This is a genomic window from Actinoplanes sp. 13, from assembly GCF_056134165.1.
This window is the reverse complement of record NZ_JBVYOQ010000039.1, coordinates 26,762-51,210: the sequence shown is the minus strand read 5'-3', so window position 1 is coordinate 51,210 and position 24,449 is coordinate 26,762. Positions and strand designations below refer to the sequence as shown.

The window sequence follows — 24,449 nt, the reverse complement described above, 5'->3', positions numbered from 1 at the left end:
ATCGTATCGGCGTACCCCTGCCGGGGGGTGAATTGAGTCAAGAGTCTCATGCGCGCCGGGCGCGCCGGCGGTCACCCGGCGAGGGCCATGGCATAGGCGGGGTACCACTGACCTGCCGGTGGCTGCCCCGCGCGGCAGGCGCCGTCCGACTCGCCGGGGCGCTTCACCCAGAGGTACGCGTCCGCGAGCGGATGCCCGGTCCGCAGGGTCGGCGCCACCCCGAGCCGTCGTCCCGGCGGGTTGCACCAGTGCGCGTCACCGGGGCCCCGCCGCGCCGGCCCGTTGCCGTTGCGGCTGGTGTCGATGACGAAACGCCGGCCGCCGAGCAGGCGGGACAGCTGGGTGCCGTACCGGAGGTTGTCGGTGGTGGTCTCGAAGTTGGCGACGTTGAGCGCAAAGCCGCGGGCCCTCGTGACGCCGGCGCGGCGCAGCGCGGGCGCGATCCGGGCGGCCGTGATCCACGTCGGGTTCCCGGCGTCCAGGTACACCGTGACCCCGGGCAGTGCCTGGAGGGTGGCCACCGCGTAGGAGAGCAGGGCGTACCGCTCGGCGGCGGCGCGCGGGCGCAGGCAACCCCGCCGCACCGCCTGCGGCACCGCGTCCGGCTCCAGGACGACCAGGGCGCGATAGCCGCGCAGCGCCGCGGCCAGGCTGGTGATCCAGGCCCGGTACGCCCGGGCGTTCGGGGCGCCGCCCTTCGAATGGCTGCCGCAGTCCCGGTGCGGGATGTAGTAGAGCGCCAGCACCGGCACCCGGTTGTTCGCCCGGGCCGCGTGCACCAGCCGTCGTGCCCGCAGCTGATGGCCGGGCCCGGCGTCGGTGAACCAGGTTGCGGCCGGCCGGTCGGCGATCCGCCGCAGGATCGCCGCCTCGGCCCGGCGGCCGGCGCGTTCGAGGGCCCGGACCTGGTCGGCCGCGGCGCCGTTCGGGTCGACGTAGAGGCCGGGGTAGGCGGTGCCGGCGGTCTCCGGGACCCGGACCGCCGGCGCCGGCTCCCGGTCCTGCAGGAGCACGCCGCCGGCCGTGGCGCAGAGCAGCACAGCGAGCAGGGTGGACCGCCGGCGACGGCGGCCCACCCGGAGGTGGCGGGGCATCGGTCAGTGCACCCGCACCCAGCGCGCCACGGACGGCACACCCCGGTCGTCCACGAGGAACAGCATGTACCAGCCGGCGGGCGCCAGACCCGGTCGCTCCGGCACGGTGATCGTGATGCGGTCCGCCTCCCGCTTCAGGTCCACGGCGACCGATCGCTGATCAGTGTCGGTCACGTGGGTGACCGAGCTGGGCCGGATCAACCGCGCCGACCGGATCCGGGCGGCGTCCGGGGTGGTGAACGAGGCGGCCTTGGCCCGTTCGACCTCCCGCGGTCCGCCGGTGATCGCCGGCCGCTTGCCGCCCTGGAACAGATAGGGCGGGCTGAACACCTCGATGCGCTGCTCGAACGTGCCGGCGTTCTTGCCGGTCGCGTCGTAGAGCGGGTCACCGCCGAGCGTGATCACCCGGCCGTCCGGCAGCAGGATCGCCTCGGAGTGATAGTTGCGGCCCACCGTCGAGTCGGCGGTCCGGGCGAAGGCGTTCGCGGCCGGCCGGTAGATCTGCGAGTTGAACAGGTCGCTGCGCGGCTTGCCCTGGTAGGGCCCACCTCGGTACCCGGACGACCCGCCGGTGGTGAACACCGTGTCGTCCGGCAGCAGGACCGTGGAGAGGTACCGGGCCGGCTTCGGCAGATCCGGCCCGGGCCGGTACGCCGGCTTCTTCTCGTCCAGGTCGATGATGTCGGTGCGGGCCGTGGAGATCGGCGACTCACCGATCTCGCCGCCGCCGAGGATCATCACCCTCTGGTCCTGTGCCGGCGGGAGCAGGATCGACGAGCTGGTCTCGGTCATCCGCGGGTCGCGCAGGCCGGGGACGGTGCGGAACCGGTTCTTCCGGACGTCCCAGACGCCCGGGGTGCGGCCCTCGGTGTCCGAGCCGTACCCCGCGTTCGACCCGGAGTAGAAGACCTGGCCGTCGGCCATCATGTGCAGGCTGGGATAGGTGGGGAAATAGCGCTTGAGCTCGGGCGCGCTGACCCAGCGGCGCTCCTTCGGCAGGTACCGCTCGTTGCGGCCGGGCAGGATCCGGCCGAACTGGTCGAGCCCGGAGACGGCCAGCACCTCGCCGTTGGTGAGCCCGATCAGGGTGGGATACCAGCGGTGGTCCCGCATGCTCCCGGTCTTCACGTACCGTTCCGCCACCGGGTCGAACTCGTACGAGGTCTTGTCGCCCCCGTACTCCTGCTTCTCCCTGGTGATCTTGTCGGCCACGCCGTAGAGGTTGCGGGCGTCCGCGCCGGTCAGCCCGTCGATGGTGTACTGCGCCGGGTCCCGGACGACCGCGCCGTCGCCCTTCTGCTCGGCGTCCACCCAGACCTCGGTCTGGCCGGCGTGCACCATCGTGTGCGCGCCGTGTGTCATCTTCCGGGCCGCCGGGACGGTCACCCTGGACCTGGTCAGATATGCCCGGCCGGTCGGCGACAGCAGCCGGGTGCCCTTCTCGAAGACCCGGTCACCGTGGTCCGGCGACTCGTTCTTGATCTTCATGACGCCGGCCGCGTGATCCACGTCCGCCTCGAGCACCTCGTACGACTTGGTGCCGCCGGCCACCAGCAGGTTGCCGTCGGGCAGGAAGGTGTGCCCGGCGCAGAACACGTCTGTCGGCGTGTGCACCTCGGTGAACTTCTCGGTGCCCGGGTCGAAGAGCACGGTGCGGAACGACTTCTCCTCGAAGGCGTCCCGGTTGTTGCCGCTGCCCGCGATGATCAGCACTTTCCCGGTGTGCAGCAGCGCGGCGTGGATGGCGTTGACCCGGAAACCACGGGGCACCGGGAGGCGGGCCCAGTGGCCGTACTTCTTCTTGTAGGACTCACGGTTGATCTGGTACGTGTGCAGCGCCTCGGAGGCGACCGCGACCATCGGGCGGTTGGCGACCGCCACTCCGGCGAGCACCACCAGCGTGGCCAGACCGCTCACCAGACGGCGAGCGAGGGTGGGACGCGAGCGGGGCTTCATGCGTGGGGATCCTTTCGACGTTGGTACAGCCATAGGGTCATCGGGGCCAGGCAGATGACCAGGTTCAGGGCGGGCCAGGCGTACATGGCCGGGTCGACGTGGCCGAAGAACGGCGCGACGGCGAGCATCGCGGCGTACAGGGCGGCCCAGCGCAACCCGGGCGCGAACGTGGCGAGCCGGTCCGGGCTGGTCGAGTCGCCCTTCGGGGTAACGACGAAACCGCTGCGCCGACGCAGGATCGCGGCGAGAAAGGACGAGACGTAGATCGGCGTGCACAAAGTGGACGCGAGCATCCCGGACAGACCGGAGGAGCCGGAGCCTTCGTGCGGGCTCACGTTGTGCCTGCGGTTGAACAGGTACAACCCGACCTGGAACAGCGCGGCGTCCACATAGAGCATCAACCAGACCTCGCCCGGCACCTGTACGCCCTTCGCGCCGAGCAACAGGAAGGCGGCCGCGTTCGCCACGCCCAGCAGCCAGGCGGCCGCGGTGAGCGGGTAGTACGACATCAGCAGCGCGTAGTGCAGCGACCGGCGGAAGCCCAGTCGCCGGACCTGCCGGAGGAACCCGCCGGCCCAGACCTCGTCGGTGCCCCGCGACCACCGGTGCTGCTGGGTGAAGTAGTCGGTCCACGAGGACGGGCCCTCACCCACGGCGAGCACGTCGGGGGTGTAGACCGAGCGCCACCGCCCGCCGGTGGCCGGGTTCGTCCCGGCGTGCACCGTCAGGCTCGTCGCCATGTCCTCGGTGATCGAGTCCTGGAGGCCGCCGATCGACTTCAGCGCCGCGATCCGGACCGCGTTGTTGGTGCCGACCAGCATCGCGATGCCGCGCATGTTGCCGGCCCGCTGGAGCAGCGAGTGGAACAGGTACTGCTGCGACTCGGCCCAGCGGGTGATCACGTCGTCGTAGTTGCCGTAGATCTGCGGGCCGACCACGAACGCCACGTCCGGGTCGCGGAAGTAGCCGAGCAGCCGTTCGCAGAAGTTCGGGGCCGGCACGTGGTCCGGGTCGACCGAGACGAAGACGTCGTAGGAATCGCCGTGCGCGTCCAGCCAGGAGTTGTAGTTGCCGTGCTTGGTCCTCGCCTTGTACGCCCCGGCCGGCGTGTTGTACTCCGCGCGCCCACGCCGGCTGAAGTGCTTCACGCCGAGCCGCCGGCACATCAGCCGCACCACCGGGTCGTCGCCCTCGTCGAGCAGCCAGACGTCGTAGTGGCCGGCGTACCGGATCTTGCGTGCCGCCCGCAGCGTCTTCTCCACCATCGCGATCGGCTCCTTGCCGGGCACGATCGTGGTCAGGAACGCGACCCGCGTCCCGGTGTCCGGCACCACCGGCACCGGGTCCCGGGCCCAGAGCGTGGACAGGCACAACGTCACGACGTTGACCAGGCGGAACAGCTCGATCGCCGCGGTCGCGCCGATCATGAAGACGGTGGCCAGGTAGAGGATCGTGTGCAGGCGCTGGTCGGGCAGCTCGATCGAGGCGACGAGCCAGCCGAAGAAGGTCGCCTCGAAGCAGAACGCGAACAGCGTGATCAGCAGGGTCCGGATCGGACGGCTGCGGGCCAGCGGCCGCATCCGCACCCGGTACGGCTCACCCTCGGCCGGCTGCTCGGCCGGCCCGGCGAGCACGCTGTACGCGCTGTACTCGAACTGCGTGTCCATGATCAGCGTGCTGCCGACCTGGTCGCTGGGCATCGGCGCGCGGCCGACCGGCGGACGCTGCTGCGGGACGGGACGGTCGTGGGCAGGGGGAGTCGCCCCGGAACCCGGGGTGTGCAGAATGCTCATCTGATCAGGCCGACACCGGGACGGCCGGGCGCAGCGGCGGTTTCGACGGTCCCGCGTTCGTGGACCGGGTCCTGGCCACCGCCGGACCGGCGTTGGCCGCGAACAGCAGGTGCCGCGGTGTGCCGTCCGGCCGGAGCTTGCGGACGAAGGCGCGGCGGGCGGCGGCGAAACCGGAGCGGTCGGTGTAGATGTCGCGGCTCATCTCGGCGAGTTCGCGGGTCTCGTACACGTCCAGCGGGATCTGTTCGGCGGCGAGCCGCCTCGCCTTGGCCGAGCGTCGCTTGCGCGCGGTGCGCCCGTCGCTGTGGTGCCCGGCCAGAGCGGAGAGCCATTGGGCGTACGCCTCCGGGTGCCGTGGTCCGACCTCGTCCACCAGGCCGAGCCGGGCCGCCTGCGCGGCGCTGACCGGCAGCCTGTCGTCGATCAGTCGTTGCGCCCCGTCCGCGCCGGCCCGCCGCGGCAGGGTGAAGGTGTGCAGCTCCGAGCCGAACAGGCCGATGTCGTAGTACGGGTTCAGCACGATCCCGTCCCGGGCCGCGACGATGTCCGCGCCGAGCCCGAGCATGACGCCACCGGCGCCGGCACTGCCGGCGTAGGCGGCCACCACCAGTTGCTGGGTGCACGTGATGATCTCCCGGCACACCGCGTTGATGGCCTTGATGCCGGCCCACGCCGCGCCGGCCGGATCCGCCGCCCCCTCGATCACGTTGAGGTGGATGCCGTTGCTGAACGCCTCGGTGCCACCGCGCAGCACCAGCACCCGGGTGTCCTGGGCGATCGCGTGGCGCAGGCCGGCCAGCAGCCGCCGCGAGTGACCGGGCGCCATCGCGCCGTTGTAGAAGTCGAAGTGCAGCCAGCCGACCGCGCCGGTGCGCCGATAGCGGATCTGCCGGTACGCCCCCGCCGTCTCCGGGTCGGCCTCGGGGCCCACCGGTGAGTTCGGGACCCCGCGCAGCCGCGCGCCGAGCACCGTAGTGGCGGGCAGTTTGATCCCGCCCTCGGCGGCCGGGCGCAGGTGCCCGAGCCAGAGGCTGCCGTCGCCGGTGGCGACCAGCACCGCGCCCTGGCGGCGGCTGAGGATCGTGCCGGGACGCCCGCCGCGGGCCAGGCCGAGGTGCGCGTCGTAGGCGTACACATCGAGCCCGCCCACCTCGGTGCGCACGCCGGGCGAGGAGTCCGCGGCCCGGATCCGGCGCAGGATGGTCTCGGCCGGCTCGGCCCAGTCGAAGGCCCGGTCGGCCTGCCGCATCATCGGGCGCGCCCGGGCGCCGGGCGCCTCGGTCGGCACGTCCTGCGCCGGCACCGGCACGAACGCCGGGTCCGCGGCCTTCGCGACCACCTCGAAGACGCACTCCAGCGCCGCGTCCGAGACCGGCCCGGTGTAGAGCGCCGACTTGCGGGGCGCGACGGCCGGCATCGGGAACGTGCGGGTGGCCCAGATGGGCCCGGCGTCCAGTTCCTCGACCGCCTGCAGCGCCGTGACGCCCCAGACCGGCACGCTGTCGGCGATCGCCCAGTCCAGCGAGGACGGGCCCCGGTCACCCACCGGGCCGGGGTGGATGATCACGGTGCGCCGCTGCTGCCAGACCTGCGCCGGCACCCGGTCCTTGAGGTAGGGGCAGATGACCAGCTCCGGGTCGGCGGCGCGCACGCCGTCGACGATCGCCGGGCCGCTCGTCGCCAGCAGCACCCCGACGTCGTGTCCCGCCTCCCGCAGGGCACACCACACGCGCTGGCTCAGCCCGTTGAACGCCGAGACCAACAGCAGGATCCGCACGTGTTGCCTCCCCGATGACGTGCTCACACCGAACCGGCACTTTTTCACGATCGCTCAGCACCTATGTCGGACATGCTGTGCGATAACCCTCGGGCCGCCGGAGTTGTCGGAGGGGCGGACTAAGCTGTTCCGTGTACCCCCGCCCTAGTCGGCGACCGGGGTCGTTCGTCGTGCCCTCGGGGGTCTTCTCGTCATGCAACTCTCCGGTCTCATCCCAGCCGCCCTGCGCGACCGTGGTCTCGCCCGGGCCCGCGACCTGGCCCGCAAGGGCTTTGTCGACTCCGATTCGCTCGACCTGACGGCGCCCGTCTCGTTGCGGCCGTTCGTGGTCGCCACAGTGGCCGGCGCCGCCGACAGCGGCGGCGCTCAGCGCCCGGTGCTCGCGGTCACCGCCACCTCCCGCGAGGCGGACGACCTGGCCGACGCGCTCGGCTGCCTGCTCGAGCCGGACCGGGTCGCCGTCTATCCGTCCTGGGAGACGCTGCCGCACGAGCGGCTCTCCCCCCGCTCCGACACTGTCGGCCGCCGGCTGGCCGTGCTGCGCCGCCTGGCCCACCCCGGCGACGAGCCCCTGCGGGTCGTCGTCGCGCCGGTCCGGTCGCTGTTGCAGCCGCAGCTCAAGGGCCTCGGCGACCTGGAGCCGGTGGAGCTGGTCGCCGGCCGCGAGGCCGAACTGGAGACGGTCGCCCGCCGGCTGTCCGACATGGCGTACGCGCGGGTGGACCTGGTCACCAAGCGCGGCGAGTTCGCGGTCCGCGGCGGCATCCTGGACGTCTTCCCACCGACCGACGAGCACCCGTCCCGGGTCGAGTTCTGGGGCGACGAGGTGGAGGAGATCCGCACCTTTGCGGTCGCCGACCAGCGCACCATCGACAAGGTGGAGCGGCTCTGGGCGCCGCCGTGCCGGGAGCTGCTGCTGACGCCCGCGGTGCGGGCGAGAGCGGCCGCCCTCGCCGCCGAGCACCCCGAGCTGGCCGAGATCCTCGACAAGCTGGCCGAGGGCATCCCGGTCGAGGGGATGGAGTCGCTCGCGCCCGCGCTGCTGGACGGCACGGACAACATGGAGCTGCTGATCGACTGCATGCCGGCCGGCACCCACGTGCTGCTCTGCGACCCGGAGCGGATCCGCACCCGGGCGCACGACCTCACCCGGACCTCCGACGAGTTCCTGGAGGCCTCCTGGGCCGCGGCCGCCGTCGGGGGCCAGGCGCCGATCGACGTCGGCGCCGTCGCTTTCAAGAACCTCGCGGACGTACGCGCACACGCGGCCGTCCTCAGCCAACCCTGGTGGACCCTCTCGCCGTTCGGGCTGGCCCCCACCCCGGACGCCGCTCCGGACACGCCGTGGCTCGAGACTCCCGAGGTGGAGGTCTCGCCGGACACCGGTGACGCGATCACGCTGGCCGCCCAGCCGGTCCCGCTCTATCACGGCGACACCGCCAAGCTGGCCGGCGACCTCGCCGAGTGGGCCGGCAAGGGCTGGGCGATCGCGCTGGTCTTCGAGGGCAAGGGCACCGCGCAACGGGCCACCGAGGTGCTGCGCGACGCCGGCCTGGGCGTCACCCCGGCCGACTCGATCTCCACCGCCATCGAGGGCGGCCAGCTGCTGGTCACCTGCGGCGGGCTGAACCACGGCTTCGTGGACGAGGCCTCCCAGCTCGCTGTGATCACCGGCAACGACATCTCCGGCGGCCGGGGCGCGTCCACCAAGGACATGCGCAAGATGCCGGCCCGCCGGCGCAACACGATCGACCCGCTCGAGCTGAAGACCGGCGACTTCGTGGTGCACGAGCAGCACGGCATCGGGCGCTACATCGAGCTGGTGCAGCGGACGGTCAACGGCGCCGACCGCGAATACCTGGTCATCGAGTACGCGCCGTCCAAGCGCGGCCAGCCCGGCGACCGGCTCTACGTCCCCACCGACCAGCTCGACCAGCTCTCCCGGTACGTCGGTGGCGAGTCGCCCAGCCTGCACAAGATGGGCGGCGCCGACTGGCAGAAGAGCAAGGCGCGGGCCCGCAAGGCGGTCAAGGAGATCGCCGCCCAGCTCATCCAGCTGTACGCGGCCCGGCAGGCCTCCGAGGGCTACGCGTTCGGCCCGGACACCCCGTGGCAGCGGGAGCTGGAGGACGCCTTCCCGTACACCGAGACCCCCGACCAGCTCGCCGCCATCCACGAGGTCAAGCACGACATGCAGCTGGCCGTCCCGATGGACAGGCTGATCTGCGGCGACGTCGGTTACGGCAAGACCGAGATCGCGGTGCGGGCGGCGTTCAAGGCGGTCCAGGACGGCAAGCAGGTGGCCATCCTGGTGCCCACCACACTGCTCGCGCAGCAGCACTACAACACGTTCACCGAGCGGATGAGCCAGTTCCCGGTGCAGATCAGCCAGCTGTCCCGGTTCCAGACACCGAAAGAGGCGGCGCGCACCCTGGAGCAGGCCGCCGACGGCAGCGCCGACATCGTGATCGGTACGCACCGGCTGCTCTCCAAGTCCACCCGCTTCAAGAACCTCGGCCTGATCATCGTGGACGAGGAGCAGCGATTCGGCGTCGAGCACAAGGAGCAGCTCAAGGCGCTGCGGGCGTCGGTGGACGTGCTGACCATGTCGGCCACGCCGATCCCACGGACCCTGGAGATGGCGATCACCGGCATCCGTGAGATGTCGACCATCGCCACGCCGCCGGAGGAGCGGCACCCGGTGCTCACCTACGTCGGGGCGTACGACGAGAAGCAGGTGGCCGCCGCCATCCACCGCGAGCTGCTCCGCGACGGGCAGGTCTTCTACCTGCACAACCGGGTCGAGTCGATCGACCGGGCGGCCCGCAAGCTGCGTGAGCTGGTGCCCGAGGCGCGGGTCGCGGTGGCACACGGCCAGATGAGCGAGGAACAGCTCGAGAAGGTGATGGTCGGCTTCTGGGAGAAGGAGTTCGACGTCCTGGTCTGCACCACGATCGTCGAGTCCGGCATCGACATCCCGAACGCGAACACCCTCATCCTGGAGCGCGCCGACCTGCTGGGGCTGGCCCAGCTGCACCAGATCCGGGGCCGGGTCGGCCGGGGACGGGAGCGGGCGTACGCGTACTTCCTCTACCCGCGGGACAAGCCGCTCACCGAGCACGCGCACGAGCGGCTCGCCACCATCGCCCAGCACACCGAGCTCGGCGCCGGCATGTACGTGGCGATGAAGGACCTGGAGATCCGCGGCGCCGGCAACCTGCTCGGCGGCGAGCAGTCCGGCCACATCGAGGGCGTCGGCTTCGACCTGTACGTGCGGATGGTCGGCGAGGCGGTGCAGGCCTTCAAGGGCGAGCGCCCCGAGGAGGAACCCGAGGTCAAGATCGACCTGCCGGTGGACGCGCACCTGCCCACCGAGTACATCGCGGTGGAACGCCTTCGCCTGGAGATGTACCGCAAGCTCGCCGAGGCCCGCGACAACGCCCGCCTGGACGAGGTGATCGCCGAGATGACCGACCGGTACGGCGAGCCGCCGGCCCAGGTCACCAATCTGATCGCGGTCGCCCGGTTCCGGCAGCTGGCCCGGGCCTACGGGTTGACCGACGTCTCCCTGCAGGGCAAGCACATCCGCTTCTCCCCGCTGCCGCTGCCCGACTCCAAGCAGATGCGGCTCAAGCGTTACCACCCGGACTCGGTCTACAAGCCCGCCAACGACCAGGTGAGCGTGCCGCGCCCGATGACCCGCCGGGTGGGCGGCGAGCCGCTGCGCGACCAGGACCTCCTCCAGTGGTGTGCCCAGCTGCTCAAGGACGTCCTCGGCGACGTCCCGGCACCCGCCGTGGCGGCGCGGTGACGGGGGTGGGCGACGTACGTCACACTGCCCGTGAGAGAGTCATGACCATGCTGCGTGCTCGCCGACTCGCCTCCGCCGTTGTCGCCGCGTCTCTCGCCCTGGGCGCGTTGTCCGCCTGCCGCTCCGAGCCCACCGTGGCCGCCTACATCGGAGAGAGCGGCCGGGTCACGGAGCAGCGCGTCCAAGAAGTCTGGGACGAGGTCCGCGTCCAGCTGTCCACCACTGCCGAGCAGCAGGCCTCCGCGGCCGAGGACGCGCAGCGGCAGCAGGAGAAGGAGCTCGAGGACGCCGGCCAGCCGGTCACCCCGGCGCCGACCGTCACCGCGGAGCCGGTGCGCATGCCGATCAGCCGGGCCGACGTCGTCCGCGCGCTGGTGGGCCAGCGGGTCTACGGCGAGATGGCCGAGGAACGCGGGCTCACCGTCCCGGCCGGTGTCTCCCTCGACGAGATCGCGGCCCAGCTGCAGCTCCCCACGGGCACCGAGTTCGCCCGGCTGACCGCCGAGATCGCGGTCTACCGGCAGCTGCTCGGCGAGGCGATCCCGGCGCCCGCCCAGCCCACCGACGACGACCTGCGGACCGTCTACGACCGGCTCGCCGCCGGCGGCGGGATCCCGGCCGGCCAGGACTTCGCGGGTTGGCGGGCCGAGATCAGCGACGCCAACCTGCAGGCGGTGGCCCAGGCCGGCGCCATCCGGGCCGAGGTCGAGAAGACCGTCGGGGCGATGGACATCGACGTCAACCCGCGTTACCACCCCTTCGAGTTCGACCTGCTCAGCACCCAGAGCGAGAGCGGCTCGCTGAACCTGCTCGGCGCCGAGATCGGCGAGGACCTGAGCGCCCCGGTGGTCGACGCGCCTTGAGCGGTGCCCGCATCATCCTGCTGGTCACGTCGCCACGGCTGCCCGCGGGACTGCTGACGGCGGAGGCCTGGGACGCGGTCCGCGCCTATCCGGTCTTCGCCGGCGCCGAGAGCCAGCAGGCGACGGCGCTGCGGGTCACCGGTGTCCCGGTCACCGTGCTGGACACCGACGCCCAGGGCTTCCTGGACGCGATCGCCGGTGGGCCCGGCGCGGTCTGGCTCGCCGGGCCCACCGGCGACCAGCCGTTCGCACGGCAGCTCGGGTTGCGCCTGGCCCGCGAGCCCGCACTGGCCGAGATCGAGTTGATGTACGGCTCGTGGGACCCGCCCGGCGCCCGGCTGCTCGACGCGGTCACCGTGATGGACCGGCTGGTCTCGCCCGGCGGCGACCCGTGGAAACGTCAGCAGACACACCAGACGCTCGCGCCGTACCTGCTCGAGGAGAGCTACGAGGCGTACGACGCGATCGAGTCCGGCGACCTGGAGGCGCTGCGGGAGGAGCTCGGCGACGTGCTGCTCCAGGTGGTGCTGCACGCCCGGCTGGCCGAGGAACAGCCGGAAGGACGCGGCTGGACCATCGACGACGTGGCCGGCGGCCTGGTCGAGAAGATGGTGCGGCGCAACCCGCACGTCTTCGCCGGCGAACGGGTCGAGGACATTCAGGAGATCACCGCCAACTGGGAGCGGATCAAGCAGGCCGAGAAGTCACGGGACTCCGTGCTGGACGGGATCGCGCTGAGCCAGCCCGCCCTCGCGCTGGTGGCCAAGATGCTCCAGCGGGTGGAACGGGGCGGGCTGGACGTGCCGCTGCCGGCCGGCGACGAGCTCGGCCCGGCGCTGCTGCGGGTGGTGGCGGAGGCCCGCGCCGCGGGACTGGACCCCGAGGCGGAGCTGCGGCGAGCGGCATTGGCGTACGCGGACGCGGTGCGTGCGGCGGAAAATGTCGGTCCCTCCGAGTAGTTTTTGGGGATGCCGGAGTTCGTAACGCTCGCCGAGCGCATCGTCGACGCCCTGCTGGAAAGCGACCCCGTCACCGCGGCCAACGCGGGCGACCACCGCTTCGACAGCCGCCTGCCCGACCTGTCCGCGTCCGGCGTCGCCGGCCGGGTGGCCATGCTGCGCGACGCCGGTGACGCACTCAGCGGGCTGGACGCGGAGGGACTCGCCCCCGAGGACCAGGTCGACCACGCCATCCTCTCCGCCCAGGTGGAGCGGGCGGCGTTCGAGCTGGCCGAGATCCGCGAGCACGAGTGGAACCCGCTGGAGCACAACCCCGGCCCGCTGCTGCACGGCCTCATCGCGCGCTCCTTCGCGCCGGCCGAGGAGCGGCTGGAAAGCCTTGCCGGCCGGCTCGCCGCGATCCCCGACGCGCTCGCCACCGCCCGGGCGGTCCTGCGCGACGTGCCGCGCATCCACGCCGAGACCGCCACCGGCCAGTTCGCCGGGACGGCCGCGCTGATCCGCGACCAGGTCCCGGCCCTGCTGACCGAGGCGCCGGGGATGGCCGATGTGGTCGAGCCGGCGTCGGCCGCCGCGCTGGCCGCGCTCGCCGAGTTCGACGGCTGGCTGCGCGCTCGACTCGACAGTGGCGAGCCCGGGCGCGACCCGCGGCTCGGCCGCCCGCTGTGGGAGGCGCGCCTCTGGCACACCCTCGACACCGAGCTCTCCGCGGCCGAGGTGCTCAGCCGGGCCCGGGCGAACCTCGACCGGGTCGGCGCGGAGCTGCGCGAAGCCGCCGCCGAGCTGGTCGGTGGCCCGGCGAGCGACGACACGGTGCGCCGCGCCCTCGACACCATCGCTCAGCAACACCCCGACGACACCACGATCGTCGCGCTGGCCAAGGAGACGATGGGGGAGGCGACCGAGTTCGTCCGCCGGCACGACATCGTGTCGCTGGTGGACGATCCGTGCGTCATCGAGGAGATGCCGGAGTTCGCCCGCGGCGTCGCGGTGGCCTATTGCGATCCGCCCGGCCCGCTGGAGACGGCCGACGTCCCGACCTTCTACTGCATCGCCCCTGCCCCGGCCGACTGGCCCGCGGAGCGGATCGCCAGCTTCTACCGGGAATACAACAACGAGATGCTGCGCAACCTGACCGTGCACGAGGCCATGCCCGGTCACTACCTGCAGATCGCCCACGCACGCCGGTTCCGTGCGGCCACCCGGGTCCGGGCGCTCGGCTGGTCCGGGCCGTTCGTCGAGGGGTGGGCGGTCTACACCGAGGAGCTGATGTCCGGCTTGGGCTTCGGCGGGTTGCCGGTCCGGCTGCAACAGCTCAAGATGCAGTTGCGGATGAGCCTCAACGCGATCATCGACCAGCTCACGCACTGTGACGAGCTGCCCGAGTCCGAGGCGATGGCGCTGATGACCGGGCGCGGCTTCCAGGAGGAGGGCGAGGCGGCCGGCAAGTGGCGCCGGGCGCTGCTCACCTCGACGCAGCTCTCCACCTATTTCGTCGGCTACACCGAGATGGCGGGCATCGCCGCGGCCCGCCCCTTCGGCGCGACACCCAAGGCCTGGCACGACGCGATGCTCGCCCACGGCTCCCCGCCGCCGCGCCACCTGCGCACCCTGCTCGGCGTCTGACGCCAGCCCGCCACCCGCGTCGGCCCGCCCGGTCGCCGACCGCCGACCGCCGGCCGCCCGGACAGCCCGCCGGCCCGACCGCCGGCCGCCGGCCCGCCCGACCGCCCGCCCGACCGCCGACCCGACCGCCCGGCCAGCCCGAAGGCACGCCCGGACAGCCCGACCGCCCGCAGGCTGGCCGTGTTCTTGTCGCCCGTGGCGCGGCCCACCTCCGCGGCCGGGCCGCGCCTTGCGCTTCTGCGGCCCGGTGACGCTGTCGTCTCTCGCGGTGGCCGGCTGAGCGGTGCCTCCCGCTGTTGCGGCCCGCGGCGCCTCGCCCCGTGCAGTCGGCCGGGCCTTCGCCGGCTGGGGTGGTGCCTCTGCCTATTTGCTGCGGCGGTCGATCAGGCGGGTGCCGGGCGGGGTGGCGAAGTCGCGTTCGTCCACCACCTCGGTGTAGTCGACCAGCACCATCTCGATCGCCGCCCCGCCGACCCGGTCGGTGAAACCGGCCAGCGCGCCCTCCACGGTCACGCAGGTGCTGAAGCTTTCGGCGCCGCGTACCTCCAGGCACGTCGCATGCCGGCCGGCCCGGTTGGTGCTCTGTTGCTCGATTTCTGCGCCGGGGTCGATGGCCGCGGTCTCCAGCAGCGCCAGCACCGACTCCGGGGTGACCATCCCGGAGGCCGGGGGCAGCGTGGCGTCCGCGGTGCCGGGCGCGGTGCGGACGCACTCGCCGCCGTCGCAACGCGTCTGTGCCGTCTCGGTGCGGATCAGCCGGCCGTCCGGATAGACGTGCGCGCTCCGTCGTGGCTGGGCGACGTGCACGGCGCGGGCCGTCGCGCCGCCGGCCAGCCGGTACGTCGCGGTGTAGGTCAGCGACGACCCGCCGGCCAACTGGTCGGCCACCGTGGCCACCAGATCCTGTGGGGTCACGCCGGCGGCATCGGCCTGATCAAGACCCGCACAGGACACCGAGCCGAAGAGCAGACCCGCGACGACAGCCGCACGGACCGGCCGGCCCGGCCGAAGCGAACGGCCGGCGCGCGCGGCGCCCGCGGGAGGTGGCGCGAGCGCGCGACTCGGGGTCGGCGTGAGCGGCGGCGTGGATCGCGGAGTCGGTGCACGACGCGGGGCAGGCGCGGGTGCGGATCCCGGGGTGGGCGCGCGACGTGACGCAGGCGTGGGCGGCGGCGTGGGTGCGGATCGCGGGGTGGGCGCGCGACGCGGGGTGGCGGGCACGATGACCACCCTGGCGCACCCGCGCCACCCCGCGCAATCGAGTATCCGGCGCCGGCGCCGGTTAATCTTCAGGCGAATTACACGACAATTAACGGCCGGAACACCCTTTATTGGAATTCGGTATTCGACATTTTCAGACCGCGGTGACGGCGCCGTCCCGGGCCCGGGACACCTGCTGCCGCAGCACGTACCGGCGGATGATCTTCGCTTGGCGCTCGTCCTGGTCGAAGATCGCCACCAGCTCGACGGAGAGCGGACCGCGGACCGGCACCTGCTGGCGCACCGCGCTGACCCGCATCGCGGTGGCCGGGAACTCGACCACCTCGCTGCCGAGCTGCACCCGCAGCTGCATCTCCTGGCCGGGCCGCAGGTCGACGTCGGTGAAGTGGGCCCGGACCGAGCGTTCGCTGATGTCGTGCACCCAGCCGATCGACTCCGGCTCGCCGGGCCGGACCAGCAGCACGCTCTCCCCGCCGCCACCGCGGACGAAGTGGCGGAACTGTTCGACGGTGGGCTCACCGGCCACCCGGACCTCGGCCCGGTTCTCGTCGATCGCGATCACCGTGGCCCGGGCCGCGTAACGTCCGCGCTGGCCGGCGGGCCAGCGCAGCGTCACGTCGGAGCCGGTCGGCGGCATGTCGGCCAGGGCGAGGGACAGTGTCACGGCGGCGTCGGTGACCCGGACGACCCGGACGCCGGTGAGGCGTTCCTCCCCGGTGTCCATCTCGACGCGCGAGCCGTCGGCGGGAAACAGGCTTCTCGTCATAGTGCCCACTGGTTCGGCAGGCCGGGCGGAGGTTTGAGGGATACCGGCGGGGGAGTTCACCGGCCCCGCGAACGCGTCATTGCCCGACTCGATACGCTCAGGGTCGTGGTCGGCCCGCAGGGTCGCGGACCGAAACTGTATTCGTACAACTGTTAGGGAGCGACACGACTAATGGCCACCATTGAAGCTATCGTCGCCCGCGAGATCCTCGATTCCCGGGGCAATCCCACCGTCGAGGTCGAGGTCGGCCTGGACGACGGCACGGTCGGCCGCGCCGCGGTGCCCTCCGGCGCCTCCACCGGCGCCTTCGAGGCGCTCGAGCTCCGCGACGGTGACAAGGGCCGCTACCTCGGCAAGGGTGTCGAGAAGGCGGTTGCCAACATCGAAGACAAGATCGCCGACGAGCTGATCGGCTACGAGGCGTCCGAGCAGCGCCTGATCGACCAGAAGATGCTCGACCTGGACGGCACCGACACCAAGTCGGAGCTGGGCGCGAACGCGATCCTGGGTGTCTCGCTGGCGGTCGCCAAGGCCGCCGCGCTCTCCGCCGAGCTGCCGCTGTTCCGGTACGTCGGTGGCCCGAACGCCGCCGTCCTGCCGGTCCCGATGATGAACATCGTCAACGGTGGCGCGCACGCCGACTCCAACGTCGACGTGCAGGAATTCATGATCGCCCCGATCGGCGCGCCGACCTTCCGTGAGGCGCTGCGCACCGGCGCCGAGGTCTACCACGCGCTCAAGTCGGTGCTGAAGAAGAAGGGCCTCTCCACCGGCCTCGGCGACGAGGGCGGCTTCGCCCCGAACCTGCCGGCCAACGCCGCCGCGCTCGACCTGATCGCCGAGGCCGTGCAGGCCGCCGGCTTCAACCTGGGCAGCGACATCGTGCTGGCCATGGACGTCGCCGCGACCGAGTTCCACAAGGACGGGTCGTACGTCTTCGAGGGTGCGCCCAAGTCGACCGACGAAATGATCGCCTACTACGCGAAGCTGGTCGACGAGTACCCGATCGTCTCCATCGAGGACCCGCTGGGCGAGGACGACTGGGCCGGCTGGAGCGCGATGACCTCGCAGCTCGGCAACAAGATCCAGATCGTCGGTGACGACCTGTTCGTCACCAACCCGCAGCGCATCGCCCGCGGCATCGCCGAGAACGCCGGCAACGCGGTCCTGGTGAAGGTGAACCAGATCGGCTCGCTCACCGAGACCCTGGACGCCGTGGACCTGGCCCACCGGGCCGGCTTCAAGACCATGATGTCGCACCGTTCCGGTGAGACCGAGGACGTCACCATCGCCGACCTGGCGGTGGCGGTCGGCTCCGGCCAGATCAAGACCGGCGCCCCGGCCCGCTCGGACCGCGTCGCGAAGTACAACCAGCTGCTGCGCATCGAGGAGCAGCTGGAGACCGCCGCCCGGTACGCCGGTGCGGGCGCGTTCCCGCGTTACCGCGTCGGCTGACACCAGCGCGTCAGATCATGAAGTTGTGGCTGCCGCTCCCGGAGGCATAGGTTTCCGGGGGCGGGGCCACACGCCTGAGGTGTCCGGGGGAGGCGGGAATGACGCAACGCCGATTGCCGAGCGGGCAGGGTCCGGCCCGGCGTCCCGGCGCGGCCGCCCGGCAGAGTGCCGGTTCGACCCGGTCGAGCGCCTCCGCGGGCCGGCCGGGGGCCGCCACGCGGGCCCGGAACGCGCCGGCACCCGCACGGAGCCGTAACACCGGGCCGATCCGGGTGCCGTCGTCACGTCGTACCCCCGGATCGGAAAGCGGCGCAGCCGCCAAGCGCACCGAAGCACCCCGCCGGCGCGCCCTGACCGGCCGGGCCACCGTGTTGATCGCGGTGTTCGTCGCCCTCGCTCTCGCCTACACCTACCCCTTGCGGGTGTACCTGGAGCAGGAGACGCAGATCGCCGAGATGGAGCGGGCGCAGGTCGCGCAGCGGCAGGAGATCGCCGCGACGGCCAAGGAGCTGGAGAAGTGGAACGATCCGGAGTACCTGCGGATCCAGGCCCGCGACACCTACTTCTACGTGCGCCCCGGTGAGACGCCGCTGCTCGTCTATTACGATGAGCAGGGTGCCGCTCGCGACGCCGAGAAGCAAGCGCCGGCGGCCGCCCCGGACCGTTGGTACGACACGCTGTGGAGCAGCGTCCAAGCCGCCAATGCGGAGCCCGCCAACTGATGGCTGAACCAGCTACCCCGGAACCCACCCCGGCCGACCTCGACATCGTCGCGGCCCAGCTCGGCCGCCGCCCGCGCGGCACCCGTGCGATCGCGCACCGCTGCCCCTGCGGCAACCCGGACGTCGTCGAGACGTCGCCGCGCCTGGACGACGGCACACCGTTTCCCACGCTCTTCTATCTGACCTGCCCGCATGCCACCGCCGCGTGCAGCCGGCTGGAGTCCGCCGGCGTCATGCGAGACATGCAGGAACGTCTCAGCACCGATCCCGAGCTGGCCAAACGCTATGCCGAGGCACATCAGGACTATCTGGACCGGCGGACGGCCATCGAGGAGGTGCCGGAGATCGCCAGGGTGTCGGCCGGTGGCATGCCGGACCGGGTGAAGTGCCTGCACGTCCATCTCGGGCACGCGCTTGCGGCCGGGCCGGGAGTGAACCCGTTCGGCGACGAGGTGCGGGACGCGATCGGTGAGTACTGGTCCGGCGGCCCGTGCGTGGGCCCGAGCCAGTGATCATCCGCCGCGCGCGCACCGGGGACGTCAAGGCGATCCGGTCCCTGGTGGACACCTATACCACCGATCGCCGGCTGCTGAGCAAGGCGACGGTCACGCTTTACGAGTCGGTCCAGGAGTTCTGGGTGGCCGACGACGACGGGCAGGTGGTCGGCTGTGGCGCCCTGCACGTGATGTGGGAGGACCTGGCCGAGATCCGGACGGTGGCCGTCGACCCGGAACGCCGGGGTCGCAAGATCGGCCACAAGATCGTCGCCGCGCTCCTTGACCAGGCTCGTGAGCTGGGTGTCGCCCGCGTCTTCTGCCTGACGTTCGAGACCAGCTTCTTCGGCTCGTTCGGGTTCGCCGAGATCGACGGGGCGCCGGTGCCGCATTCGGTGTACGAGCAGTTGCTCCGGTCGTACGACGAGGGTGTCGCCGAGTTCCTGGACCTGGAACGGGTCAAGCCGAACACGTTGGGGAACAAACGAATGCTGTTGCACCTATGAGAGTCGCGGCCATCGACTGCGGCACCAACGCGATCCGCCTGCTGATCGCCGACGTGACCGGTAATGATTCCTTGGTCGATGTGGCCCGGCGGATGGAGATCGTTCGGCTGGGCGAGGGTGTCGACCGGACCGGGATGATCGCTCCCGCCGCTCTGGAGCGCACCCGGCGGGCGCTGCTCGGCTACGCCGCCGAGATCGCCGAGCTGGGCGTCAGCCGGGTGCGGATGTGTGCCACCTCCGCCAGCCGGGACGCCTCCAACGCGCAGGACTTCCGCGACATGGTCCGCGGGGTGCTCGGCGTCGACCCGGAAGTGATCACCGGTGCGGAGGAGGCCCGGCTGTCCTTCCTCGGCGCGGTGCAGGGCCTGGACGCCGACGGGCCGTACCTGGTCTATGACCTCGGCGGCGGCTCGACCGAGTTCGTCACCGGCACCCGCACCGTCGAACGCTCGATCTCGATGGACATCGGCTGCGTCCGGATGACCGAACGGCACCTGCGCAGTGATCCGCCGACGCCGGCCGAGCTGGCCGCGGCGGAGGAGGACGTCACGGCAGCCGTCGACACGGCTCTGGCGGCCGTCGACGGCAGGTCGGCCAGGACGCTGGTCGGCCTGGCCGGGACGGTCACGACCGTCGCCGCTCTGGCACACGACCTCGAGGTGTACGACTCGGCGCGCATCCACCACAGCCGGGTCTTGTCCGCCGAGGTCGTCCGGGTCACTCAGGAACTCCTGAAGATGACCGTTGCCGATCGCCGCGCGCTGCCCGTCATGCACCCCGGCCGGGCCGACGTGATCGGCGCCGGCGCCCTGATCATGCAGATCATCCAGGAGCGTTCCGGCCACGAGTTCGTGATCGCCTCCGAGCACGACATCCTCGACGGCATCGCCTTCGGTCTCGCCGCCCCCTGAACCCTTTCGGGGCGCTCTTCACCCCGAGTCCCCACACCCGGGCCGGCGAGCGACTGCGTGGGGACTTCGGGTGCGCTGCGCACCCGAACTTCACACACTCGGGGTTGGTAGCGTGCTGTTGACGGTACTTCGGAATGCACAGTAGTGTGCGTCGCGTGGATGCGACCCAGCTACTCAAGGGCGTACTGGATCTGGCGGTCCTCGCCGTGCTGCGCGACGAGGACGGTTACGGCTACGACATCCTGCGCCGGCTGCGTGCCGCCGGCCTGGAGGAGGTCGGCGACGCCTCGGTCTACGGAACGCTGCGCCGGCTGTTCTCCAGCGGCCTGCTGAACAGCTATGTGGTTCCCAGCGACGAGGGGCCGCACCGGAAGTACTACGCCCTCAACGCCGCCGGGCGCGCTGAGCTCCAGCGTTCCGGCAAGGTCTGGCAGGGCTTTGCTTCGATCATGGACGATCTGCTTCGGGAACGGGGGACGGCGTGAACCTGGCGACATCGACCGAGATCGAGCTCTACGTGGAGGAGGTCCGCCAGGCGCTCGCGCACCTCCCTGAGACCACCCGCGAGGAGCTGCTGGAGGACCTGCCGGAGCACCTGGCCGAGGTGCTGGCCGAGGGTGGCGGCTCACTCACCGAGCGCCTCGGCGCCCCGCAGGCCTACGCCGCGGAGCTGGTCGCGAGCGCCGGGGTGACCGGCGCCGTGCCGCCCCCGCCGGCACCGGGGCGTCGCATCGCCGAGCTGCGGGGGCGGTTGGGCGCTGCGGCGCGGCGGGCCGACGACCGGGCCGGGCCCCTGTTGGGGTACGCGAAGGTGAGTGACTTCCTGGTGCTGCTGCGCCCGGCCTGGTGGGTGCTGCGGGGTTACCTGGCCGCGATGGCCTTCGCCTATTTCTTCGGCGAGCAGAGCGGCCCGCTCGGGTTGCTGCCCCGTCTCGCCGACAACGAGCTGGTCGCCCTGCTGCTGCTCGGCGTGTTCGTGGTCGGCTCGATCTGGCTGGGCAGCCGCGGCCGGGTCACCCGGCCCGCCGCCCGTCGCACGCTGCGGGCCGCCAACGTGTTCCTGGTGCTCTTCGCCGTCGTGGGCTTCGCCGAGCTGGACGGCGGCCGGGACGACTCCGGTTACATGGACGTCGGCTACGTGAGCGAGTTCAGCAACGTCGACGACCTGTTCGTCTACGACGGGCAGGGCCGGCTCGTGCCGAACGCCCAGATCTACGACCAGAACGGTCAGCCGATCACGCTCGGGGACGCGTACTGCGTCGACGACTGGTCGGGTGAGTTGTCGGACAGCCGGCAGCTCGGCTATCCGCACTGCCCGGAGGACGCGCCGTTCCTGACGGCCACCCCGTCCGGGCCGGGGAGCACGCCGACGCCGTCCCGGTCCGCTGTTCCGTCGCCCTCCGAGCCCGCGCCGTCACGTTCAGCAAATTCTCAGGCTACGCCGGGACCGAGTCCTTCGGGCAGCAGATAAAGCCTGGTAACGGGGTCGCGCGGGAGTGAGGGCGGTGACTATCCTCCCGTGCTGGCGGCCGGAGTCCGGCCGTTACCTTCGAATTGAGGAACCCCCATGACTGACCCGGTTGTGCCCGCCCAGCCCGGCGGCCCGGCTTTCCCGCCGCCCGCCGGCGCTCCCGGTCACCCGCAACCGCACGCGGGCGCTCCCGGTTACCCGCAGTCCAACCCGGGCGCGCCGGGTTACCCGCAGGGCAACCCGGGCTATCCGCAGGGCAACCCGGGCTATCCGCAGGGCAACCCGGGCGCTCCGGGTTTCCCGCCGCCGCCCGCCGGCGCTCCGGGCGCCCCGGGCTTCCCGCCCCCGCACCCCGGCGGCGGCGAGTTCCCGCCGGCCCAGCCCGAGGCCCCGAAGAAGAAGGGGTGGGTCAAGCGGATCCTGGGCATCGCCGTCACCATCCTCGTCGTGGTGCTGGTCAAGACGTTCCTCGGCAGCCTGATCTCCGGCGACCCGACCGAGGACGCCAAGGCCGGTGACTGCATCGCGATCAAGAACGAGATGAGCGAGACGGCTACCCAGGTCGAGGCCGAGATCGCCGAGTGCTCCTCGGCGGACGCGAAGTATGCGGTGATCGGCCGGGTCGACGGCGTCAAGGACCCGCAGAGCACCGCCTGCGACCCGACCTTCAACGCCCAGCTCAAGGAGGGCGAGGAGGGCTATGTCATCGCCAGCGACAAGGGCGACGGCTACCTGCTCTGCCTGAAGACGAAGTAACCGGCGACTGATCGCGGGGGCGTCCGTCCGGACGCCCCCGCGACGTCTGCGGGCGGACCCTGACCCACGGAGTGGACGCGTGGTCCCGTGCGGGCCTCTGCTGCGCTCCGGCCGGGCAAACCTGCCTGCCACGGGCCCCGGCACGGACCCGGGTGCGCCGTCCGCCCCGCGGGATGTTGTGCTGTTCTCATGCTTGCGTCCGAGTCGTCCGCGCGTACCGCTGAAGGGGTTGTCGCACAGGCGGCCGAGGCCGCCTCGCTCAGCGTGCTGGACGCCCGGATCGCGGACTGCTTCGCCTGTCCGCGACTGGTCGCCTGGCGCACCGAGGTCGCGGTGACCCGCCGTGCCGCTTTCCGCGACCAGGAATATTGGGGCCGTCCGCTGCCCGGTATGGGCCCCGCCGACGCCGAGATCGCCATCCTCGGTCTCGCGCCCGCCGCGCACGGCGGCAACCGGACCGGGCGGATCTTCACCGGCGACCGGTCCGGCGACGTGCTCTTCGCCGCGCTGCACCGGGCCGGGCTGGCCAACCAGCCCACCAGCGTCGCCGCAGACGACGGCCTGGCGACGCGGCACACCCGGATCTTCGCGGCGGTGCGCTGCGCGCCGCCGGACAACAAGCCGCTGCCTGCGGAGCGGGACACCTGCGCACCCTGGCTGCGGCGCGAGCTGGAGCTGATCAGGCCCACCCTGCGGGTGGTGGTCGCGCTGGGTGCGTTCGCCTGGCAGGCGTGGTGGCCGGCGATGACCGCGGTCTACGGGGTACGCCCACCCGTGCCACGACCGAAATTCGGGCACGGTGCCCTGGTCAGCGTTCCCGGCGTGCCCGATCTTCTGGGGTGTTTCCACGTCAGCCAGCAGAACACGTTCACCGGGCGGCTCACCCCGGCGATGCTGGACGGCGTGTTCGCCCGTGCGAAGGCCCTGGCGGGCCTGGCATGATGCGAGCGCCGACAATCCCCGAGTCACGGATCTGAGCCCCGCATGGACCTCGCCGCACTGCGCCGATGGTGGCCGCTGGCCGCCGTCGTCGGGCTGCTCTTCGTGCTCTCGCTGGCCGCCACCAGGTCGTCGCCCCAGCTGGACCACATCACTCCGGAGGCGACGCCGACCACCACCGCGCCGCCGATGCTGCCGCCCCGCACCGTGGAGCCGACCGCGGCGGTCACCGAGGAGCCGGTGCCCGAGGCGGCCCGCACGCTGCCCACCTGGATGGGCGACGTCGCGCTCGGCGTGCTGGGCGTGGCCGCGATCGCGATGGTCGCCGGGGTGTCGGTGGCTCTGATCCGGGACCATCTGCGCCGGCGCACGAGGCGCAGCGGGAAACGGGCCGGGCGCCGGGAGCCACGAACCGCCGAGGACCTGGTGGCCGCGCTCGACGCCGGCCTGGAGGAGCTGTCCGACACCGACCGTGACCCGCGCCGCGCGGTGATCGCCTGCTGGGTGCGGTTGGAGGACGCCGCTGCCGCGGCCGGCACCCCGCGGCATCCCGGTGACAGTCCGACCGACCTGGTCGGCCGGTTGCTCGCCGAGCAACGGGTGGACGCCGGCGTGCTGGCCGCGCTGCTGGAGGTCTACCGGGAGGCGCGGTACGCGACGCACACCGTGGACGACCAGATGCGGATCCAGGCCCGGTCCGCGCTCGAACGCCTCCGCGCCGACCTCGGCACCGTCCGCAGCGGAGTCGAGGCATGAGCGACGACGGGGGTCTGGACGAACTCTTCGGGGTTCCCGAGGAGCCGGCCGACGAGGTCGTGGTCGTCGAGCGGCGCCGCTCGCGGGTGCCGCGGTTGCTGGGCGAGGCACTGCTGATCGGGGTGACCACTGTGGTGATCGTGGCGGGCCTGCGGGCCGCCTCGGTCCGCATCCCGCTCGTGCTGATCATCGCCGCGCTCGTCGGCCTCCGCCTGATCATGTGGGCGGCCGCCGAGGTCACGCCGCCACCCGTGCCGCGGTCACGCTCGAAGGCCGCCTCCGGGCCGCCGCGCACCGCCGATTCGTTGCGTGCCACCGTGCGGCGGTGGGAGCTGAACCTGGACCAGGCACATGCCGACCCGGAACGGCATGCGCGTAACGTCTTGCCGGTGCTCGCCGAGCTGACCGACGAACGGTTGCGGTTGCGGCACGGCATCACCCGGGCCAGTGATCCCCGCCGCGCCCGGGAGCTGCTCGGCGACGAGCCCTGGGCGACGCTGGCCGATCCGCGCCGGCGTGGCCTGCGGACGCGTGACATCGAGACTCTTGTGAACGCTCTGGAACGACTGTGAG

Annotated in this window: 21 protein-coding genes; 15 read left to right on the top strand and 6 right to left on the bottom strand. The window is 72.1% G+C overall.

Annotation, left to right across the window (positions count from 1 at the left end):
• Positions 1–71: 71 nt before the first annotated feature.
• From AC0NH5_RS39580 to AC0NH5_RS39565, 4 genes are read right to left on the bottom strand one after another with little or no spacing between them, the layout of a single operon-like run.
• Positions 72–1,094 carry a glycoside hydrolase family 6 protein gene (locus tag AC0NH5_RS39580; RefSeq protein WP_474412962.1) on the bottom strand — a complete coding sequence of 341 codons (1,023 nt, stop codon included), beginning with the start codon at positions 1,092–1,094 and terminating at the stop codon, positions 72–74.
• A 3-nt stretch (positions 1,095–1,097) separates the two neighbouring features.
• Complete coding sequence (gene glxA / locus AC0NH5_RS39575) at positions 1,098–3,050, bottom strand: radical copper oxidase GlxA (RefSeq protein ID WP_474412960.1); 1,953 nt, start codon at positions 3,048–3,050, stop codon at positions 1,098–1,100.
• The gene (locus tag AC0NH5_RS39570) at positions 3,047–4,843 is read right to left on the bottom strand and encodes a glycosyltransferase family 2 protein (RefSeq protein ID WP_474412958.1); all 1,797 of its coding nucleotides are present in this window, start codon (positions 4,841–4,843) and stop codon (positions 3,047–3,049) included. The genes glxA and AC0NH5_RS39570 overlap by 4 nt, the downstream gene beginning before the upstream one ends.
• Before the next feature lie 4 nt (positions 4,844–4,847).
• Positions 4,848–6,620, bottom strand: a complete 1,773-nt coding sequence (locus tag AC0NH5_RS39565; protein ID WP_474412956.1) for a hydrogenase maturation protein — start codon at positions 6,618–6,620, stop codon at positions 4,848–4,850.
• Between the two features lie 193 nt (positions 6,621–6,813).
• On the opposite strand from AC0NH5_RS39565, the gene mfd reads away from it, so the two are divergent.
• Genes mfd through AC0NH5_RS39545 form a run of 4 tightly spaced genes read left to right on the top strand, consistent with a single transcriptional unit; the run spans position 6,814 to position 13,879 of the window.
• Positions 6,814–10,431: a transcription-repair coupling factor gene (gene mfd, locus AC0NH5_RS39560; protein WP_474412954.1), complete on the top strand. Its 3,618-nt coding sequence runs from the start codon at positions 6,814–6,816 to the stop codon at positions 10,429–10,431.
• A gap of 41 nt (positions 10,432–10,472) precedes the next feature.
• Positions 10,473–11,294 (top strand): hypothetical protein, encoded by an 822-nt coding sequence (locus tag AC0NH5_RS39555; protein WP_474412952.1) that lies wholly within the window; start codon positions 10,473–10,475, stop codon positions 11,292–11,294.
• The gene (locus AC0NH5_RS39550; RefSeq protein WP_474412950.1) at positions 11,291–12,253 is read left to right on the top strand and encodes a nucleoside triphosphate pyrophosphohydrolase; all 963 of its coding nucleotides are present in this window, start codon (positions 11,291–11,293) and stop codon (positions 12,251–12,253) included. Before AC0NH5_RS39555 ends, AC0NH5_RS39550 begins: the two co-directional genes overlap by 4 nt.
• A gap of 9 nt (positions 12,254–12,262) precedes the next feature.
• A complete protein-coding gene (locus tag AC0NH5_RS39545) occupies positions 12,263–13,879 on the top strand; it encodes a DUF885 domain-containing protein (RefSeq protein ID WP_474412948.1) in 1,617 nt (538 codons plus the stop codon).
• 363 nt (positions 13,880–14,242) lie between these two features.
• Here AC0NH5_RS39545 and AC0NH5_RS39540 read toward each other — a convergent pair whose 3' ends face one another.
• Positions 14,243–14,794: a hypothetical protein gene (locus tag AC0NH5_RS39540; RefSeq protein ID WP_474412946.1), complete on the bottom strand. Its 552-nt coding sequence runs from the start codon at positions 14,792–14,794 to the stop codon at positions 14,243–14,245.
• A gap of 439 nt (positions 14,795–15,233) precedes the next feature.
• Complete coding sequence (locus tag AC0NH5_RS39535; RefSeq protein WP_474412944.1) at positions 15,234–15,866, bottom strand: hypothetical protein; 633 nt, start codon at positions 15,864–15,866, stop codon at positions 15,234–15,236.
• A gap of 171 nt (positions 15,867–16,037) precedes the next feature.
• On the opposite strand from AC0NH5_RS39535, the gene eno reads away from it, so the two are divergent.
• The 11 genes from eno to AC0NH5_RS39480 all read left to right on the top strand — a co-directional run bounded on the left by eno (position 16,038) and on the right by AC0NH5_RS39480 (position 24,448).
• A complete protein-coding gene (eno, locus tag AC0NH5_RS39530) occupies positions 16,038–17,321 on the top strand; it encodes a phosphopyruvate hydratase (RefSeq protein ID WP_474412942.1) in 1,284 nt (427 codons plus the stop codon).
• Positions 17,322–17,419: 98 nt separating this feature from the next.
• The gene (locus AC0NH5_RS39525; RefSeq protein ID WP_474412940.1) at positions 17,420–18,043 is read left to right on the top strand and encodes an FtsB family cell division protein; all 624 of its coding nucleotides are present in this window, start codon (positions 17,420–17,422) and stop codon (positions 18,041–18,043) included.
• Entirely contained in the window at positions 18,043–18,555 is a 513-nt protein-coding gene (locus AC0NH5_RS39520) for a DUF501 domain-containing protein (RefSeq protein WP_474412938.1), read from the top strand. Before AC0NH5_RS39525 ends, AC0NH5_RS39520 begins: the two co-directional genes overlap by 1 nt.
• Complete coding sequence (locus AC0NH5_RS39515; protein ID WP_474412936.1) at positions 18,552–19,043, top strand: amino-acid N-acetyltransferase; 492 nt, start codon at positions 18,552–18,554, stop codon at positions 19,041–19,043. The genes AC0NH5_RS39520 and AC0NH5_RS39515 overlap by 4 nt, the downstream gene beginning before the upstream one ends.
• A complete protein-coding gene (locus AC0NH5_RS39510) occupies positions 19,040–19,954 on the top strand; it encodes a Ppx/GppA phosphatase family protein (protein WP_474412934.1) in 915 nt (304 codons plus the stop codon). The genes AC0NH5_RS39515 and AC0NH5_RS39510 overlap by 4 nt, the downstream gene beginning before the upstream one ends.
• A gap of 155 nt (positions 19,955–20,109) precedes the next feature.
• On the top strand, positions 20,110–20,439 hold the full coding sequence (locus AC0NH5_RS39505) for a PadR family transcriptional regulator (protein ID WP_474412932.1): 330 nt from the start codon (positions 20,110–20,112) through the stop codon (positions 20,437–20,439).
• Positions 20,436–21,425, top strand: coding sequence for an HAAS signaling domain-containing protein (locus AC0NH5_RS39500; protein ID WP_474412930.1), 990 nt, complete (start codon positions 20,436–20,438; stop codon positions 21,423–21,425). Before AC0NH5_RS39505 ends, AC0NH5_RS39500 begins: the two co-directional genes overlap by 4 nt.
• 96 nt (positions 21,426–21,521) lie before the next feature.
• Positions 21,522–22,181, top strand: coding sequence for an LppU/SCO3897 family protein (locus tag AC0NH5_RS39495; RefSeq protein WP_474412928.1), 660 nt, complete (start codon positions 21,522–21,524; stop codon positions 22,179–22,181).
• Between the two features lie 189 nt (positions 22,182–22,370).
• Positions 22,371–23,123 carry a uracil-DNA glycosylase gene (locus AC0NH5_RS39490; protein ID WP_474412926.1) on the top strand — a complete coding sequence of 251 codons (753 nt, stop codon included), beginning with the start codon at positions 22,371–22,373 and terminating at the stop codon, positions 23,121–23,123.
• A gap of 42 nt (positions 23,124–23,165) precedes the next feature.
• Positions 23,166–23,876 (top strand): DUF4129 domain-containing protein, encoded by a 711-nt coding sequence (locus tag AC0NH5_RS39485; RefSeq protein WP_474412924.1) that lies wholly within the window; start codon positions 23,166–23,168, stop codon positions 23,874–23,876.
• Entirely contained in the window at positions 23,873–24,448 is a 576-nt protein-coding gene (locus AC0NH5_RS39480) for a hypothetical protein (RefSeq protein WP_474412922.1), read from the top strand. The genes AC0NH5_RS39485 and AC0NH5_RS39480 overlap by 4 nt, the downstream gene beginning before the upstream one ends.
• Position 24,449: the final 1 nt, after the last annotated feature.

What these genes read in the sequence shown, in the direction of transcription:
- AC0NH5_RS39580 (WP_474412962.1), bottom strand. Translation starts at nt 1,094, where the DNA reads ATGCCCCGCCACCTCCGGGTGGGCCGCCGTCGCCGGCGGTCCACCCTG.
- glxA (WP_474412960.1), bottom strand. Translation starts at nt 3,050, where the DNA reads ATGAAGCCCCGCTCGCGTCCCACCCTCGCTCGCCGTCTGGTGAGCGGT.
- AC0NH5_RS39570 (WP_474412958.1), bottom strand. Translation starts at nt 4,843, where the DNA reads ATGAGCATTCTGCACACCCCGGGTTCCGGGGCGACTCCCCCTGCCCAC.
- mfd (WP_474412954.1), top strand. Translation starts at nt 6,814, where the DNA reads ATGCAACTCTCCGGTCTCATCCCAGCCGCCCTGCGCGACCGTGGTCTC.
- AC0NH5_RS39555 (WP_474412952.1), top strand. Translation starts at nt 10,473, where the DNA reads ATGACCATGCTGCGTGCTCGCCGACTCGCCTCCGCCGTTGTCGCCGCG.
- AC0NH5_RS39545 (WP_474412948.1), top strand. Translation starts at nt 12,263, where the DNA reads ATGCCGGAGTTCGTAACGCTCGCCGAGCGCATCGTCGACGCCCTGCTG.
- AC0NH5_RS39535 (WP_474412944.1), bottom strand. Translation starts at nt 15,866, where the DNA reads ATGACGAGAAGCCTGTTTCCCGCCGACGGCTCGCGCGTCGAGATGGAC.
- eno (WP_474412942.1), top strand. Translation starts at nt 16,038, where the DNA reads ATGGCCACCATTGAAGCTATCGTCGCCCGCGAGATCCTCGATTCCCGG.
- AC0NH5_RS39525 (WP_474412940.1), top strand. Translation starts at nt 17,420, where the DNA reads ATGACGCAACGCCGATTGCCGAGCGGGCAGGGTCCGGCCCGGCGTCCC.
- AC0NH5_RS39520 (WP_474412938.1), top strand. Translation starts at nt 18,043, where the DNA reads ATGGCTGAACCAGCTACCCCGGAACCCACCCCGGCCGACCTCGACATC.
- AC0NH5_RS39510 (WP_474412934.1), top strand. Translation starts at nt 19,040, where the DNA reads ATGAGAGTCGCGGCCATCGACTGCGGCACCAACGCGATCCGCCTGCTG.
- AC0NH5_RS39495 (WP_474412928.1), top strand. Translation starts at nt 21,522, where the DNA reads ATGACTGACCCGGTTGTGCCCGCCCAGCCCGGCGGCCCGGCTTTCCCG.
- AC0NH5_RS39490 (WP_474412926.1), top strand. Translation starts at nt 22,371, where the DNA reads ATGCTTGCGTCCGAGTCGTCCGCGCGTACCGCTGAAGGGGTTGTCGCA.
- AC0NH5_RS39485 (WP_474412924.1), top strand. Translation starts at nt 23,166, where the DNA reads ATGGACCTCGCCGCACTGCGCCGATGGTGGCCGCTGGCCGCCGTCGTC.
- AC0NH5_RS39480 (WP_474412922.1), top strand. Translation starts at nt 23,873, where the DNA reads ATGAGCGACGACGGGGGTCTGGACGAACTCTTCGGGGTTCCCGAGGAG.